At 65.0% G+C, this 15,649-nt stretch carries 11 protein-coding genes; 3 read left to right on the top strand and 8 right to left on the bottom strand.

What is annotated here, in order from left to right; translation table 11 throughout:
- Positions 1-56: 56 nt before the first annotated feature.
- From recG to JQ611_RS11355, 3 genes are all read right to left on the bottom strand, one after another.
- Positions 57-2,165 (bottom strand): ATP-dependent DNA helicase RecG, encoded by a 2,109-nt coding sequence (gene recG / locus JQ611_RS11365; RefSeq protein WP_212465482.1) that lies wholly within the window; start codon positions 2,163-2,165, stop codon positions 57-59.
- 168 nt (positions 2,166-2,333) lie between these two features.
- Positions 2,334-2,957 (bottom strand): peptide chain release factor H, encoded by a 624-nt coding sequence (gene prfH / locus JQ611_RS11360; protein ID WP_212390749.1) that lies wholly within the window; start codon positions 2,955-2,957, stop codon positions 2,334-2,336.
- Entirely contained in the window at positions 2,954-4,144 is a 1,191-nt protein-coding gene (locus tag JQ611_RS11355; protein WP_212465481.1) for an RNA ligase RtcB family protein, read from the bottom strand. Before JQ611_RS11355 ends, prfH begins: the two co-directional genes overlap by 4 nt.
- 397 nt (positions 4,145-4,541) lie before the next feature.
- On the opposite strand from JQ611_RS11355, the gene JQ611_RS11350 reads away from it, so the two are divergent.
- On the top strand, positions 4,542-4,832 hold the full coding sequence (locus tag JQ611_RS11350) for a succinate dehydrogenase assembly factor 2 (protein WP_212465480.1): 291 nt from the start codon (positions 4,542-4,544) through the stop codon (positions 4,830-4,832).
- Positions 4,829-8,347 (top strand): transcription-repair coupling factor, encoded by a 3,519-nt coding sequence (gene mfd, locus JQ611_RS11345; protein ID WP_212465479.1) that lies wholly within the window; start codon positions 4,829-4,831, stop codon positions 8,345-8,347. The genes JQ611_RS11350 and mfd overlap by 4 nt, the downstream gene beginning before the upstream one ends.
- Positions 8,348-8,551: 204 nt before the next feature.
- Here mfd and JQ611_RS11340 read toward each other — a convergent pair whose 3' ends face one another.
- The 4 genes from JQ611_RS11340 to JQ611_RS11325 form a co-directional block, all read right to left on the bottom strand.
- Positions 8,552-9,322 (bottom strand): hypothetical protein, encoded by a 771-nt coding sequence (locus JQ611_RS11340; protein WP_212390753.1) that lies wholly within the window; start codon positions 9,320-9,322, stop codon positions 8,552-8,554.
- Positions 9,319-10,545 carry a GGDEF domain-containing protein gene (locus JQ611_RS11335; RefSeq protein WP_212390754.1) on the bottom strand — a complete coding sequence of 409 codons (1,227 nt, stop codon included), beginning with the start codon at positions 10,543-10,545 and terminating at the stop codon, positions 9,319-9,321. The genes JQ611_RS11340 and JQ611_RS11335 overlap by 4 nt, the downstream gene beginning before the upstream one ends.
- A 91-nt stretch (positions 10,546-10,636) precedes the next feature.
- On the bottom strand, positions 10,637-12,142 hold the full coding sequence (locus tag JQ611_RS11330; RefSeq protein WP_212465478.1) for a class I adenylate-forming enzyme family protein: 1,506 nt from the start codon (positions 12,140-12,142) through the stop codon (positions 10,637-10,639).
- A 22-nt stretch (positions 12,143-12,164) separates the two neighbouring features.
- Positions 12,165-13,997: an extracellular solute-binding protein gene (locus JQ611_RS11325; protein ID WP_212465547.1), complete on the bottom strand. Its 1,833-nt coding sequence runs from the start codon at positions 13,995-13,997 to the stop codon at positions 12,165-12,167.
- A 270-nt stretch (positions 13,998-14,267) separates the two neighbouring features.
- On the opposite strand from JQ611_RS11325, the gene JQ611_RS11320 reads away from it, so the two are divergent.
- Positions 14,268-15,113: an invasion associated locus B family protein gene (locus tag JQ611_RS11320; RefSeq protein WP_212270264.1), complete on the top strand. Its 846-nt coding sequence runs from the start codon at positions 14,268-14,270 to the stop codon at positions 15,111-15,113.
- A gap of 157 nt (positions 15,114-15,270) precedes the next feature.
- On the opposite strand, the gene hspQ is transcribed toward JQ611_RS11320, so the two are convergent.
- A complete protein-coding gene (gene hspQ / locus JQ611_RS11315) occupies positions 15,271-15,603 on the bottom strand; it encodes a heat shock protein HspQ (protein WP_212031571.1) in 333 nt (110 codons plus the stop codon).
- Positions 15,604-15,649 lie beyond the last annotated feature (46 nt).

The raw sequence follows: 15,649 nt of genomic DNA, 5'->3' as shown, positions 1-15,649 counted from the left end.
CGTTATGCCGCGCCATGGATTGCCTCGCTGCGCTCGCAATGACGGCTGATAGAGCTTCACCCAGCGCCGATCAGCGGTATCGCTTCATCGCGCTCATACAAATAAAGCAAACAGCGCAGCGCTTCGCCGCGCTCGCCCTTGAGCTTCGGATTGTCCTTCATGATCCGCAGCGCCTCGTCGCGGGCCTGGGTGATGAGCTGGCCGTGGACTTCGGAGCGGGCGATGCGGTAGCCGGGCAGGCCGCTTTGCCGAATGCCGAGCACGTCGCCTTCGCCGCGCAGTTTCAGGTCCTCCTCGGCGATCCGAAAACCGTCCGACGTTTCGCGGATCACTTTCAGCCGAGCGGTGGACATCTCGTTGAGCGGCTCCTTGTAGAGCAAGAGGCAGGTTGACGCCTCCGAACCGCGGCCGATCCGGCCGCGCAATTGATGCAATTGGGCGAGGCCAAACCGTTCGGCGTTCTCGATCACCATGATCGACGCGGCGGGGACGTCGACGCCGACTTCGACCACGGTGGTCGCGACCAGGAGGCCGATCTCGTGGGCGGCGAACTGCGCCATCACGCGGTCTTTTTCGGTGCCCTTCATCTGGCCGTGGACGAGGCCGACGCGGTCGCCAAAACGTTGCTGCAGGCGTTCGAAGCGCTCGGTGGCGTTGGTGAGGTGCTCGATGCCCTCGGCTTCGGATTCCTCGACCAGCGGACAGATCCAGTAGACCAGCTTGCCGGCTTTGAGCGCACGGCCGACGCCGTCGATGACTTCGTCGAGCCGGCTGTTGGGGACGGTGCGGGTATCGATCGGCTGGCGGCCGGCCGGCTTTTCGCGCAGTTCCGAGACGTCCATGTCGCCGAAATAGGTCAGCACCAGCGTGCGCGGGATCGGGGTTGCGCTCAGCACCAGCACATCGACGGCGTCGCCCTTGTTGGTGAGCGCCAGCCGTTCGCGCACACCGAAACGATGCTGTTCATCGACCACGGCGAGCGCCAGCGCCTTGAAGGCGACGTCGTCCTGGATCAGCGCGTGGGTGCCGACCAAAAAATCGATCTCGCCGGCTTCCAGCTGGGCCAGGATTTCGCGTCGCTCCTTGCCCTTTTCGCGCCCCGTGAGGATCGCCACCCGCATGCCGGCGCGTTCGGCCAGCGGCGTGATGGTCTTGATGTGCTGGCGCGCGAGGATTTCGGTCGGCGCCATCAGCGCGGCCTGCTTGCCGGCCTCGGTTACGGCGGCGGCCGCGAGCAGGGCGACCACCGTCTTGCCCGAACCGACGTCGCCCTGCAGCAGCCGCAGCATCCGCACCGGCTGGCGCAGATCTTCGGTGATGGCGGCGACCGCGTCGCGCTGCGACTTGGTGAGGGCATACGGCAGCGCATCGATGATCCTGCTGCGCAGGTGGCCGTCGCCGGCGTGGCGGTCACCGGCCGGACGGCGCAACTGCGCGCGCACCAGCGCCAGCGCCAGTTGACCCGCCAAAAGTTCGTCGAAGGCGAGCCGCGACCAGAACGGGCCATCGGGGAGAATGTCCGTCAGCTCGACCGGGACATGAACACGGGTGAACGCTTCCCGGATGGGCGGGAAGTGGCAGCGGCGGACGACTTCCGGACTGATCCATTCGGGCAATTCGGGGAGTTTCTGCAGCGCCTGGGCCACAGCACGGCGCAGCGAGCCGAGCGCGAGGCCTTCGGTCAGGGGATAGACCGGATCGATGCCGGTCAGTTTCGCAAAGGCCGCTTCATCCACGATGTTGGTCGGATGCACGATCTGGGGAATCCCGTCGTACATCTGCAAGGTGCCCGACACGTAGCGCTTCTCGCCTACGGGAAGCAGCTTTTCGACATAACCGGGCTTGGCGCGGAAGAACGTCAGCACCACGTCGCCGGTGTCGTCGCTGGCATAGACGAGGTAAGGCGCGCGGGAATTGCGCGGCGGCGGCGGCCGGTGGCGATCGACGGTGACTTCGAGCGTCACCACGGTTCCCTGCACGGCTTCACGGATCTTTGGCCTCGCGCGGCGATCGATCACGCTGGCCGGCAGATGCAGCAGCAGATCGACCAGCCGCGGTGTCTCGCTGCGGCCGAGCAGATAGCGCAGCAATTTGTCCTGCTTCGGCCCGACGCCAGCAAGCGTCGTGACCGGAGCAAACAGCGGATTGAGCAGAGGAGGGCGCATTTACTGGTCCGTCATGCGCGGGCTTGACCCGCGCATCCATCATTCTTCGAAATGAATCTTACGAAGCAGATGGATTGCCGGGTCAAGCCCGGCAATGACGAATTCTTCGAGCAGGAAGGGTTGACGTTCTCCCGAACGGATCCCGCCTGGCGCTTTTTTGGTGTCGGACTACGATGCCTGAAAGGCGGAGCCCTTGAACCGCTTGACCGGGCTGCCGCGCTCGAGGCGATCATGCGCGGCGTGCGCATCATTCCGGGCCGTGATCGCTTCGAGTTCGCCCTGCAGCCTGATCAGTGCTGCAATCCGCTCCAATGCCAGCGCCTTGTTCCGATGTTGCGAGCGTTCCTCGCGCGCCACGACGGACAGGCCGCTTGCGATGTGGGTCGCACGCACGGCGCTCTCGGTCTTGTTCTGATGTTGGCCGCCGGGGCCGCCGGCCCGGAAGGCTTCGAAGCGAACGTCGTGCGCGGCCAGCGCTTTCGGCGCTTCGGGCGGCGCCGGAAGTTCGAAAACACCAATGAACCAGTTCTTCCGCTTGTGATGTGGCCGCAGCGGACTTTGCACCACCCATTGGATCGAACCGATCCACGGCCGAGCAAAGGTCGTAGCCGCGTCTCCGTGAATCACGACGATTGCCGAGGCCGGACCATGCCCGTCCGGATTCGGCCCATTCACGCAATCGGTATCAAGGCCGAGCGAGGTCGCTTCGGCGGTGAGCGCCGCGACAGCCTTTGCGAGCGCGATCCGGCATTCCGCCGGACCGCGTCCGCTGGTGAGGAGAAGCCGGATCATCGGCGATCCTCCTTCCAGGATTTTTCGCGCTTGCCGCTGCTCAGCGCGATGCTGGATTGCGCCTTCTTGAACGTCACGAGCGGCCGGAACGTCGCCACCACGCGCGCCAGGCCGAACTCGACGAGATCGGCGATGACGCGATCGATGTTCTTGTAGGCCTCCGGCGCCTCCTCCACGAGCAGGCCGCGATCCCCGCAGACGACGATGCCGCCATAGGGATTGCGCTCCAGCCGTGCCACGTCGGATTTCTTGCCCCGCACGCGGCCGTGCATGGATGCCCGGTCGTACTTGCGGCCCGCACCATGCGCGAGCGAGGCGAGCGCCTCGGTTCGCATCGGAGCTAGCGGCTCGACCAGATAGGACAGCGTCCCGCGCGATCCCGGCACCGGCACCAGCCCGCGATCGGAAGCCGCCGCGCCCTTCCGGTGCAGCATGATGTCGTCACCGGGATTGCCACGACGCTCGACCATGTTATGCGCCAGGTCGTTGACAGGACGCAGTTCCGCACGCGCCGCCGCTGCGGCTCGCTCTGCGATGATGCGACGGTTGAGCCTGGCCCATCGCACGGCGTGATCATGCGCGTCCATGTAGGACCCGCCGTCTTCACTCGCGGGATCGAGCGTTGCCTGCCCGTTCGACAGGACGCGCTCCAGGATCGAGTAACCGAGGCCCCGCGAGCCGGAATGGACCAGGATAAAGGCCTCATCCCGGTCCAGTCCCGCCTGCGCGGCCGTCTCCGGCGCTAGGATTTCCTCGATCGCCTGGATCTCGCAGAAATGATTGCCGCCGCCGATGCTGCCGAGCGAAGCATCGAACGTCGTGGCGTCAAGACCGGCGTCAGCCAGGACACCGGCGACATCGCCGTCCCAGGGTTGATCGAGCGAGCTCAAGCGCTCGGCCAGCTGGTCGAGCCGCAGCTTGCGCGCTGCGATGTCGAGCGCGAACAGCCCCATGCCGCAACCGATGTCGGAACCGACCAGCTGCGGATGAATCCGGTCGGCCAGAATGGCGCAACCTACGGGACCATATTTGCCGGGATGCAGATCCGGCATGGCAGCGACCGCGCGGACGCCAGCGAGCCCAGCGACCTGTTCGAGTTGAAGCGTGGCGTTGCCCTCGATCCAGGATTTGGACGAGGCGAAGACATGGATCGGCGCACGGCCGTCCATCTTGGGAGAAGTGCCCATTTGAAAGCTTTCAGAAAGATTTGGAATCGTCGACGCGCACAGCACAGCTATCGCTGACTTAAGCGCGTGATTTCCCAAGCGGCGCGGCTAACGCACGCGCCCTCAGGCGATGCCCTCGACGGGGCGGCGAGACAACGTCATCGAGCCTTCTCCCTGTTGATCGTGCCAAAATCGGCCACCGATCGCGCAGATCAGATACCGGCGAAACGCAAAACCTGCAAGCCCGCCACGCCAAGCTATTGTCGCATGTCACGGGCATCAGGTTCACATGCATCAAGTTCACTTGAATTTTCACTTGGATTTGCGCCGGAAACGCTACTGACATTCGCGGCGGCGATGGCTATATCAAGCCCGCCCGGCACGTCCGGGCTTTTGGCGTTCGGATGGGAATGGGACAATGACGGGTTCGACACGATCGAGCGGCGGCCTCGACGACCGCCGCAAGCGGCTTTTGTTTCGCTGCTGGCATCGCGGCACCCGCGAAATGGATCTCATCCTCGGGCGCTTTGCCGATGCCGAGATCGCTGATCTGTCGGATAGCGACATGGCCGAACTGGAGCGCCTGATCGAGGTGCCCGATCCCGACCTCTATGCCGCGCTGACCGGCGACAAGCCGCTGGATCCCGAATACGCCAGCACGCTGTTCGATCGCATCAAGGCGTTTCGCGCTGTGGACCACGGCGCATGAAGTCTCCAGTCAAATCGCCCGCTGCGCTGCTCAACCCCGGCCGCGCGCTAACCTTTGCCAATGTCGCCGAGGGCGCCGAGGGCCTCGTCGTTGCCGATCTGGCGCGCGCGGTCGCCGCCAAGCCGAAGCCGCCGGCTGTGAGCCTTGCGGTGGTGTGCCGCGACGGCCCCCGTATGCAGCAACTGGCGCGGGCGCTGGAATTCTTCGCACCCGATTTGCCTGTCATGCAGTTTCCGGCCTGGGACTGCCAGCCCTATGACCGGGTGTCGCCGCATGGCGGCGTCCTGGCCCAGCGCCTGACCACGCTGGCGCGGCTGTCGCGGCTGCAAGGCAGCGACAAGCCGCTGATCGTGCTGACCACGGTGAACGCCATCGTCCAGCGTGTTCCGGCGCGTGAGGTGGTGGCGGCGCAGGCGCTGTCGGTGGCACCCGGCCACGTCGTGCCGATGGACTCCATCGTCGCCTGGCTGGAGCATAATGGCTACAACCGGTCCTCGACGGTGCGCGAGCCCGGCGAGTACGCCGTGCGCGGCGGCATCCTCGATTTGTTTCCGGCCGGGCTCGACCAGCCGGTGCGGTTCGATTTCTTCGGCGACAGCCTGGAATCGATCCGCACGTTCGACGCCGAAACCCAGCGCACGCTGCTCGACATGCGCGCGCTCGACCTGGTGCCGGTCTCCGAATTCCAATTGGTAACCGAGACCATCCGCCGCTTTCGCATGGGCTATGTCGCGACCTTCGGCGCGCCGCAGCGCGACGACCTGCTGTATGAAGCCGTCAGCGAAGGTCGCCGTCATCCCGGCATGGAACACTGGCTGCCGCTGTTCCAGGAGCGGATGGACACGCTGTTCGACTATCTCGACGGCGCGCCGGTCGCGATCGAACCTCAGGGCGAGGACGCGGCGCGAGAACGCTTCAAGCAGATCGCGGACTATTACGAGGCAAGGCGCGAGGCGCTGGAGCATCCCGGGAGCGGTGCGATCTACAAGCCGCTGCCGCCCGATCGGCTCTATCTGAGCGAAGCGGAATGGACCACACGATTGGAGGAAGCCGCGCTGGCGCGGCTGACGCCGTTCGCGGTGCCCGACGACAGTTCTGACGTGTTCGATGCCGGCGCGCGGCAGGGGCGCAACTTCACGCCGGAGCGCGCCGATAGCTCCGTCAACGTGTTCGAAGCCGTCGTCGCCCATGTGCTGGCGTTGCAGGCGCAGCGCAAGAAGGTCGTGATCACGCTGTGGAGCGAGGGCTCGCGCGACCGCATGGGCAGCATGCTGCGCGATCACAAGCTGCTCAACCTCACCAGCGTCAACACCTGGCGCACGGTGCAGGCGACGCCGCGCAACGAGGCCATGCTGGCGGTGGTCGGCATGGAATCCGGTTTCGAGACCGACGACGTCGCCGTCATCAGCGAACAGGACATCCTCGGCGACCGCCTGGTGCGGCCCCGCAAGGCGAGCCGCAAGCTCGACAATTTCATCTCTGAAGTCACGAGTCTGGCCGCCGGCGATCTGGTGGTGCATGTCGAGCACGGCATCGGCCGTTTCATCGGGCTGCAGACGCTGGAAGTCTCCGGCGCGCCGCATGACTGCCTCGAGCTGCATTACGCCGCCGAAACCAAACTGTTCCTGCCGGTCGAGAACATCGAACTGCTGTCGCGCTACGGCTCCGACCACGCCAACGTCGAATTGGACCGCCTTGGCGGCGGCGGCTGGCAGGCGCGAAAAGCAAAACTCAAGAACCGCATCCGCGAGATCGCGGGCGAACTGATCAAGATCGCGGCCGAACGCCATCTGCACGAAGCGCCGAAAATGCCGGTGCAGCCGCATGTCTATGACGAGTTCTGCGCACGCTTCCCCTATGAGGAAACCGAGGATCAGCTCGGCGCCATCACTTCGACGTTGAAGGACCTCGAAAGCGGTCGCCCGATGGACCGGCTGATCTGCGGCGACGTCGGCTTCGGCAAGACCGAAGTGGCGCTGCGCGCCGCGTTTGCCGTGGCACTCGACGGCAAGCAGGTCGCCGTGGTGGTGCCGACCACGCTCTTGGCGCGGCAGCACAGCAAGACGTTTGCCGAACGGTTTAGAGGTTTTCCCGTCAATGTCGCACAGGCCTCAAGGCTGGTCGCGCCGAAGGAACTGACACAAGTCAAGAAGGGGCTTTCGGAAGGCAATGTCGACATCGTGGTCGGCACCCATGCGCTGCTCGGCAAGGCGATCAAGTTCAGGGATCTCGGCCTGTTGATCGTCGACGAGGAACAGCACTTCGGCGTCAGCCACAAGGAGCGGCTGAAGCAATTGCGCGCGCAGGTGCATGTGCTGACGCTGAGCGCGACGCCGATCCCGCGCACGCTGCAACTCGCGCTCACCGGCGTGCGCGACCTCTCGATCATCGCTTCGCCCCCGGTCGATCGGCTGGCGGTGCGCACCTTTGTGGCGCCGCATGATCCCCTGATGATCCGCGAGGCGCTGCTGCGTGAACGCTACCGCGGCGGGCAGGCGTTCTATGTGGTGCCGCGCATCGAGGATCTCGCGAGCGTAAAAGACTTCCTCGACAAGAATGTGCCTGAAATGAAGGTTGCGGTGGCGCATGGCCAGATGCCGCCGACCGTGATCGAAGACATCATGTCGGCGTTCTACGACGGCAAATACGACATCCTGCTCTCGACCACGATCATCGAATCCGGGCTCGACATTCCCTCGGCCAATACGCTGATCGTGCACCGCGCCGACATGTTCGGCCTGGCGCAGCTCTATCAGCTGCGCGGCCGGGTCGGGCGCTCGAAACTGCGCGCCTATGCGCTGTTCACGCTGCCGGCGCAGCAGAAGATCACCGGGCAGGCCGAGCGGCGGCTCAAGGTGCTGCAATCGCTGGAGACACTGGGCGCCGGCTTCCAGCTTGCGTCCCACGACCTCGACATCCGCGGGGCCGGCAATCTGCTCGGCGAGGAACAATCCGGCCACATCAAGGAAGTCGGCTTCGAGCTTTATCAATCGATGCTGGAAGAGGCGATCCTCAACCTCAAGGCCGGCGTGGTCGAGCCCGCCGCCGACCGCTGGTCACCGCAGATCACCATCGGCATGCCCGTGCTGATCCCGGAGGATTACGTCAACGACCTCGCGGTGCGGCTGTCGCTGTACCGCCGGCTCGCCGATCTCGAGACCGACGAGGAGATCGACAATTTCGCCGCCGAAATGCGCGACCGTTTCGGCGTGCTGCCGGACGAGGTGCGCTATCTGTTCAAGGTCGCCGCGATCAAGGCCTATTGCCGAAGGGCCAATGTCGAGAAGGTCGATGCCGGGCCGAAGGGTGCCGTCATCAGCTTCCGCGACAACAAGTTCGCGCAGCCGGACCGGCTGGTGTTCTTCATCCGCCAGCACGGCCAGGCCGCAAAAGTTCGCCCGGACATGAAGGTGGTGTTCCTGCAGGTATGGAAGACGCCGGAAGAACGGCTGATGGGCACGACCGAGATTTTGCGCCAGCTCGCCAACCTCGCGGAGAACAAGAAGGCGGCGTAGCGTTCCGGACCATTCCCGTCATTGCGAGCGAAGCGAAGCAATCCATCGTGCCACAAAACAAGCATGGATTGCTTCGTCGCTTTGCTCCCTTGCGCAAACGCTTCGCGTTTGTCGCAGGCAATGACGGATCCGCCTACGACGCAGCGCGATCAGTGATGATTGGTTCCGCGTGCGCGCCGCGTTTGCCGCGGCAGGAGTGGCGCATCAGCTCGACAATCCCCGTGCAATCGGGGGCGCCTGTTTCGAGGCTTTGCAGCTCGCGATCACGACCCTCGGCGATATGGACAGCCCGCTGGTCTTCTTGATTGTTATCGCGCCATCTCCAGCGGTGGCTACGTCGAGCTTCACCTCCAACCTGGCGAATCCGCTGATCTTCCCGTTGGACACGGATGATATGAGCGTGTGCTCGGGCGAGTATGTGGCCTTGCTGTGCGCGGTGTACTTAAGCCAGCTGTACCAGCGGGAGCCGCTGACGTTCGGCATTTTTCCCAACACGCCGGTCGATTCCCACGAATAGCTGACGCCGATGAAATCGATCGCCAGGTGCACGTGGTCGCCGGGCGCGAATGTGCCACTCAGCGTCGCGGTGTCGCCGCCCTGGTCGAACAGCTTACGGGCCTTCGCCTCGAATTCACTGCAGTTGGCCGAAGCGGCGGTAGCAGGTTCCGTGCCGCCGTTTGCCTTGTTGAACAACGACAGCCCTCCCGCAAGGGCAAGGACCATCGCAAACAAGGCGATGTTCCGAGCTTTCCAGGCTGGCTCCGCGTTATTCGTCAACATGGCCGCTTCCTCGACGGTGTGGGCGCAACGCGCGCGCCCGCCGGCGTAGGCGGCGAGCACATCGATCCTGTGTCGCTCCAGCCGCCCTGCGGGTTCATGAACGATACAGGAGGATGTCTCACCATGGTCCGTGGGGACTTTGGGATCGGCCCGTTGGGTTTCCACTTCTTCGAAGACCCGATCCGAGGCCTTCACGACGCCGCGCGGTGCGCCTCTTCGCCGAGGCGCGCGAGCAGCGCCTTTGCGGAATCCTTCGACTCCAGCGCCGCGACCGTCACGGTTGGTTCTGCGCGCGTATCGCGCTTGCCGTGGCTGGTGTGGCGCATGACGCTGGACAGCCGCCGCGCGATCGTATGCGCGGTCTTGAGGTCGGTTTCGGCGAAGGCGACCACGACCGATCCGTCATCGCAAACGGCGCCGAAATCCATCCGCCGCATCAGCCGGCTGATGATGCGCGCGCCGTCGAACTGGGCGCGGGGATGGGCGGGGTCGAAGGCGAAGCGCGCAACCGACAGGCCGCCGCCGCGTTGCTGGGTCTGGTAGACGGCGCTGGCGAAGTCGCGCTCGAAGGCGGTTGGTGTGAGCAGGCCGGTGCGGGCGTCGATCAGGCCCTCGGCGTCGATCGAGCGCAGGATCCGGCTCAAATGCGCTTCGAAGGCATGCTGGCGGATCAGCGGCAACGCGGTCGCCACCATTTGTACAGGCTCGCCACTGAGGATTTCGAGGTTCGGCAATTCATAGGCCGGCAACAGATCGCCTGACGTCACCACCACAGGCAGATGGCGGAAGCGGGCGTCTTCCGCCAGCACGGTCAGGAAAGCATCGACCACGCGCGGGCTAAAGCCTTCGCTGAGCACGATGCCGTCGATGTCGCGCGCATTGAGATGCTTCGCCGCAGCCTCGATGCTCAGCGCGCCGACCACGCCGGTTTGCTCGCCAAGCGAGACCGACAGCGTGGGGTAGGCGCCGCCGCGGCCGACCAGCAGCACCGTGGCATCCCGGAAGGTGTCGATGTCCGACAGCGCGATCCGGGTGGCCGGCACCAGCCGGCGCATCACGGTCGCGTGCAGCGAGCGGACACGCAGCGCGGCGCGCAGGCGCGCGACGAGGCGGCTGGAGTCTCCCTGGCTCTGGAAAAACGGAATGGCGTTTTCAGGCAGCGTTATCTGTGGATCGACCGCGATCAGCGGCAGATAGGGTTGGTGGGCCGCGATCGGCGCGGCGAGTGCGGCAAGCGTGGCCTGATCGACGTCGGACGCCGCGGCCAATACGGCCGCAGGCTGCAGCTGTTCGACCGCGCGACCTGCGTCCGCCCATTCGGCCTCGACGACCGGAAACAGCTTTGCGACATCGAGCGCCGCGGCAAACGATGGCCGCCTTGCGGTCGATACGACGAGGATCGGGCCTTGCTGGGACATCTGACAACTCGGATCAAGCGCGCCATTTATGAGAGCGCGATCCTAGTTTGCCGGGCTTAATGCGGCGTCAACGCAAGCCGCGAGATTGCGCTCAGGTGGAATTGGCCCGGTCGCGAAACGCTTCGACCATCAACGGGTTAAGCCCGAGTTCCGTCAACGCGTCGCGGGCGCGGGCGTTGTCCTGGGCGCGGCCGGCAAGCCGATGGCCGCTAAGGCGATCCGGCAGTGCCGTGAGCAGCGCGCCTTGCCCAAGCCGGCGCGCCCATTCCTGCAGGTCCTGCGCCAGGAAGCGGTAGCCGCCAACCGCCATGATACCGGACGGCGGCGCGGTGATGTTGATGGCGCCGGTCGAGCGGTCGAGCCGCGCGGAATAATCGGTGTCGACGTAATCGCGCGGCGGGGCTGCGATCAGCGAGTCGCTGGGTGGCGGCGGGGGCGCATAGGCCGCGACCGGGATCATCGGTCCGCGCAGCCCCAGGGTGCCCCGCGGGGTCAGCAGGATGTCGCCCGCGATCGAGGAGCCCGGCAGTTCGCGCGGCGCGCCGTGCGGTCCTGACTTGATCAGGGCGGGCGAACCATCGTCCGCAATCCGGCGCGCCGCGAACAAACCGACTTCGCCGAACAGATAGACGTCGGTCAGCGTCGCCTGCTGGGCCGACCAGGACGCGCTCGACATCACCTGTTCCGGCGCGCGCCACAACCCGATGACGTTGCGCAGGGAGGGCAGGCTGCCCGCGAGGTCGAGTTCGTCCAGCCGCAACGCCAGTTGTGCCGGGGCAATCAGCGTATCACAGGCATGCTCGTTGACCTGCTGCTCCAGGATCTCTTCGTCGAACGGATGGTGCAGCACCAGGGTTCCGCCCGACAGCAGCCAGACCGTCAGCGTCGATGCGAGGCCGGCAAACGACATCGGCGAAAACGCCGACAGGATCGTTGCGCCCTGCGGCACGTCGCTTTCGAGCGAGACCGAGAGTCCTCCGGCGATCAGGCCGAGATGGGCACGCGGCACGGGCCGGAAACCGTCCGAGGTCAGATCGAACGAGATCAGCGCCGCCTTGCGGCCATCCTGGATCACCGCGCGCGCGGTTGTCGATTCCCGAAGGATCGCGTTATCGAGCGAGGCCATGCCTTCCGGCAAGTTGGTGCCGAAGCCGCAGACATGGCGGATCGAAAACGCTTCAGCCGCGGCATTCATGGCCAGATCCGAATAGACGATGCCGTCGACCTTGCTTGTGGTGACGATCGCCCGCGCCGCGGTGCGGTTGAGCGCCATGGTCAGTTCCGCCTGTCGCCACAGCAAGGGCAGCACGGCGACCACCAGTCCGGCGCGATAGGCGGCCAGAATTGTCAGCGCGAATTCGATGGTGTTCGGCAGCTGGACCGCGATGACGGAGTTGGCCGGCAATCCGGATTCGATGAAATGCGCTGCCAGCGCGGAAATGGCGCGGTCGGCCTGCGCATAGGTGAGGCGCTTCGGCGTCTGGCCCGTGACGCGCGGCTTGTTCGGAGGATCGATCAGCGCCGTCGCATCCGGCTGCCGTGCCAGCGAGCGCTTGAACAACGTATCGAGCGTGGGCGAAGCGGCTGGCTGGGTCACGGCGTCACTTCAATGGCTTGCGTCATTTGGGTTGCGCGTCCGGTCTGTGCCACCACGTCTCCGGCAGGTAGCCCGTCAAGGCGATGGTTGAAGGTCGTTCTACCCGATTCCATCGCGCGATCCATTGCTCGGCGACGTTAAACAACGGGATAGCGTAGAAGCCCGACATCAGGGTCCGGTCCAGCGCCCGCACCGCCGAGACGAATTCCGGCCGCTCGCGGGCCTCCAGCAGCGCCGCGATCAGGGCGTCGATCGCCGGATCCTTCGCGCCCATGTAGTTCCTTGTGCCGGGGATATCGGCGGCTTGGCTGCCCCAATAGAATGACTGCTCGTTGCCGGGTGACAACGACTGGTCCCAGCGGTTCTGCAGCATGTCGAACTCATAGCCGAGCCGGCGCTGGTCGAATTGCACCGGATCGACCGCGCGCACACTGGCCTCGATGCCGGCGCGTTTGAGGTCGCGGCTATAGGCCAGCGCGATCCGTTCCTGATCGCGCGTCGTGACCAGGATCTCGAAGGTGAGGGGTGCTTTGGTCGCGCGCTGGCGCAGCACGGTGCCGTCGAGCACGTAGCCGGCCTCGGACAGCAGAGCGAGGGCGACCCGCAGCGCTGCGCGGTCGCGGCCCGAACCGTCTGACACGGGCAGGCGGAAGCTGCCGTCGAGAATGTCAGGCGGAATATGCGCGAGGTACGGTTTCAACAGTTCGCGCTCGCGCGCATCGGCGGCGCGGCCATAGGCTGATAATTCCGACCCGGCGAAGAAGCCTCCGGCACGCGTATAGAGGCCGAAGAAGTAGTTGCGGTTGATCCATTCGAAATCGAACAGCAGCGTCAGCGCACGCCGCACCCGGACGTCGGAAAACAGCGGACGGCGGGTGTTGAACACCAAATACTCCGACGGCTGCGGCATCCCTGGCTTGATGATGTCGCGGATCAGCTCGCCGCTGCGGGCGGCCGGGAAATCATAGCCGTCGTGCCAGCGCAGCGGCTCGGCTTCATTGCGGAAATCATAGAGCCCGCGCTTGAAGGCTTCGAACTGGCCGTTGGACTCGCGGTAGTAATCGAACCGGATCTCGTCGAAGTTCCACAGGCCCCGGTTCGCCGGCAGGTCACGGCCCCAATAGTCGGGATTGCGCGTCAGCGTGACGCTGGCGCCGGGGCGCACCGCAGTGACGCGATAGGGACCGGAACCGACCGGTCCGGTCATGGTCGTGTCCTCAAAGGTTTCGGGATCGACCGCATGGCGCGGCAATACCGGCATCAGGCCGAGGATCAGCGGCAGTTCGCGGTCGGGCGCGCCGCCGAAATCGAACCTGATGGTGAGCGGGTCGGGCGCCTCGGCCTTGGCGACCTTGGCATAATACTGGCGATGGTTGGGGCGGCCGCGGTCGCGCAGCAGCGCCCAGGAAAACAGCACGTCGTCGGCCGTTACCGGCTTGCCATCCGAGAACCGCGCCCGGGGATCGAGATGGAACGTGACATAGCTTCTGATGTCGTCGGTCTCGACGCTCCTGGCGAGCAGCCCGTAGAGCGTGAAGGCCTCGTCATTGCCGCGGCTCATCAGGCTCTCGACGACAAAGCCCCTGATCTGCTGCAAGGCGAGGCCTCGGACGATGAACGGATTGAGGCTGTCGAAGGTGCCAAGCAGACCCCAGACCAGCCGGCCGCCCTTCGGTGCATCGGGTTTGGCGTAGGGCATGTGGGCAAAATCGGCCGGCAGGGCCGGCGCGCCATGCATGGAGATCGCATGGCTTTCACCAGCGCGGGCCTTGCCCGCGAGCGCCATCGGCAACAGGCCGAGCGCGAGCACAACGCTGGCGAGAATACCAAGCCGGATACGTCCAAAGGCTACCATCTGCACGCGCGGATTTGATTCGGGGTCACACACCAGTGAGCTTTACCATAGGCCTTGACCACAGGCCTCGGCGTCCACCGGGACCGCAGCCAAAGATGCTTGTCGGCATTGATCTTTTCGTCCGCCGCTGTATTGAAGGCGTGCAATTGACCAGGGCGGTGACGCCTGTCACGTATCCGCCTCAATTGACTAGGAGACAGCCGCCCAAACGGCTAGGTGTCGGTGCCTGCAGCGGTTTCGGGCGCTCCCGTTCAGAAAGGGTTTTCCGCAATGAATTTCCGTATCTTGGCCGTCCGGCCGCATGGGCGGGTTGCCGCCTTGTTGGCGGCGACGGCATTGTCCGCGACGTTGCTCGTCGCGGGTGCGCAGGCCCAAACCCCGGCTCCGGCCCCCGGTGCCCCCGCAGCGGCGCCCAAGGAGGCCCCGAAGGCCGCTCCCAAGGCTGCCCCGAAAGCAGCCCCGAAGGCCCAAGCGCCCGCCGCCCCGAACGCCCAGCCGGCCCCGCCAGCTGCCGCCGGCGGCGCTCCCCCCGCAGGAGGTCAGTCGCAGGACCAGCAGGTCCAGCTGATTTACGCGCCCTGGACCAAATTCTGCCTCAAGGGGCAGGACGCCGGCGCCAAGCAGGTCTGCTTCACCGGCAAGGACGGACGCATCGAGTCCGGCCAGCCGGTCATCGCGGCCGTCATCATCGAGCCGGAAGGCGAGCCGAAGAAGATCCTGCGCGTGACGCTGCCGCTCGGCATGCAGCTCGTGCACGGCACCCGCGTGATCGTCGATGCCAATCCTCCGGCGCAGAGCCCCTATGTGATCTGCTTCCAGAACGGTTGCATGTCGGACTACGAAGTGACCCCGGAACTGCTGGCCAACCTGAAGAAGGGCCAGAATCTGGTGGTTCAGGCGATCAACTCCAACGGCGCCCCGCTAACGCTGCCGCTGCCGCTGGCCGAATTCGCCAAGGCCTATGACGGCCCGCCGACCGACCCCAAGGAATTCGAAAAGACCCAGCAGAAGTTGCAGGAAGAGCTGCAGAAGCGGGCTGAAGAAGCGCGCAAGAAGCTCGAGGCCAACCCGCCCGCTGGCGGCGCGCCGGGCAATGCCAATCCGGCGGCCAAGTAACGCCGCGTCGATCGACCAACAAAAAGGCGCCCGGTCCGGGCGCCTTTTTCGTTCAGGAGGAGATTTGTAGCCCGGATGAAGCGAAGCGAAATCCGGGAAGCCGGTCGTTTTGATCCCGGATTTCGCTTCGCTTCATCCGGGCTACAAATGAGGTGGACTAGTTCAGCGAGGGATTGCGCGGACGATAGCCGCCGGACTTGTCCTTGACGAAGATCTCGGCGACCTGCGAATGCCGGATCGGTTCGCCGGAATCGTCGGGTAGCAGGTTCTGCTCCGAGACGTAGGCGACGTATTCGGAGTCCGAATTCTCCGCCAGCAGATGATAGAACGGCTGATCCTTGTGCGGCCGAACGTTCTCAGGGATCGACAACCACCATTCCTCGGTATTGTTGAATACCGGATCGATGTCGAAAATCACGCCCCGGAATGAAAACACCCGGTGACGGACGATCTGACCGATCTGGAATTTGGCGGTGCGCGCTTTAATCATACCTCGTCGAATAGACCATGATTGTGGCCGATGCTAGGGGCAAAAG

The sequence above is a fragment of the Bradyrhizobium sp. AUGA SZCCT0182 genome, from assembly GCF_018130185.1.
In the GTDB taxonomy this organism is placed as follows: domain Bacteria; phylum Pseudomonadota; class Alphaproteobacteria; order Rhizobiales; family Xanthobacteraceae; genus Bradyrhizobium.
This window is presented reverse-complemented; position numbering and strand designations above follow the sequence as displayed.